The sequence below is a fragment of the Okeania sp. SIO2F4 genome (assembly GCF_010672385.1).
In the GTDB taxonomy this organism is placed as follows: domain Bacteria; phylum Cyanobacteriota; class Cyanobacteriia; order Cyanobacteriales; family Microcoleaceae; genus Trichodesmium.
Genome location: NZ_JAAHGT010001419.1, coordinates 1 through 1,348, shown reverse-complemented (window position 1 = coordinate 1,348; position 1,348 = coordinate 1). Strand labels below are relative to the sequence as shown.

The window sequence follows — 1,348 nt, the reverse complement described above, 5'->3', positions numbered from 1 at the left end:
TCAGCAATCTGCACAACCCTGCCAGCATAGAGTCATCAGCATCACCCCAGCCATCCGATGAATACCCGGTGAACTCGTTCTCGCTGCTATAGGGCGGGTCGAGGTAGACAAACGCTTGTCCTCCATCAACTCGTCCATCCAGAATCTTTCGCAACAAAACCATCAGCTGAGCCTCAACACCGCCAGCAATGAAAACCATGTTTTTGTGATCTTGGAGGACTTTATAGACCTCTCTCAGTCGATAAGTGTCTGCCTTGAAGTACGTTTTGCCGTGATCGATTCCGACGTTGTACTTGCCGTCCCCGTTGACTCGCCACAGCCCCGAATGACTGAGCCCCTGAAGCGTCAAGAAGTCTTCGGCCTGCGCGGTTTTGCAGTCGTAGTATTACTCTGTGCCCGCTCCATTGAATAGGTATTTTGCCTGCTCAAAACTGTCTTCGCATTCCCCTTTCGTAGTCGCCGTGCCCTGCCCAGAAATGCAGAGGTGCAAGCCTTCGTAAATCTCCTGCCAGCAGTTGATCAGGTGTGCATTGCTATCGCAGAGCCATGCCTGATTGAGCCCTTGCCATCGTTGCAGAAGTGCCAGTTCAAAAGCACCACCGCCCAAAAATGGGCTGACCAGCAATTGCGGTGACTCTCCATTCTTCCATTGCGGCGGCAGCTGTTCGAGGAGCTGCGGGATGAGCTTTCGTTTTCCACCCACCCAGCGAAACGGAGGATTGACCACCGGATAGGTCGGCTGGAGTTGTAACTGGTACGCCGTCTCGTTACCTTCCTTCTGCTCATTCAGCACCACGCGATAACCCGCGTCCTTGAGATCCTGCACTGCCTTTGCCAGCGCGTCTTTGCGTCCGTCTCCCGTCACTGTGATTGTCTTCATCGGTTTTCCTTTCGTTGTTGTTGGTTTCTATTCCGAGATTGCGATGAGTCGCCTCAGTTCTTCGATGGCCTGCACTGCTCGTCGCTCTCCTTCTCCGGTCAGGCTGTAAGGAGTCGGCTAACCGCCACGGGTGTAACCAGGATCTCCCTTTTTTACCATTCCACTATTGACCATTCTCCGCAGAGCAGCCCAGATGGCATCGTTGGTTGTGCTCGCCACGCTTGGGATGTGCTTGACCTCCTCCTGAATGTCCTTGGTGGTGAAGTGTCGGCCTTTGCTGTGCTCTCGTTTTGCCGTCGCCAGTATCACGACGCTTATCGGTATCATTGCTTTTTCTCCTTTGTTCGCGGTAAAGTGGACTCCTGAACGCCTTGTCGCTGGAGCCATGTTGCTGTATGTCTGAAATTCTGAATATCTCGCCTGAGCCTCCTCAAGCCCCCGGATCACCTGCGCCTAACGAACAGTTCG

Annotated in this window: 1 pseudogene; it reads right to left on the bottom strand. The window is 53.6% G+C overall.

The window, feature by feature from the left end:
- Nucleotides 1-880: pseudogene (locus F6K22_RS40890) on the bottom strand (DNA adenine methylase); the annotation flags it as partial.
- Between the last annotated feature and the right edge of the window lie 468 nt (nucleotides 881-1,348).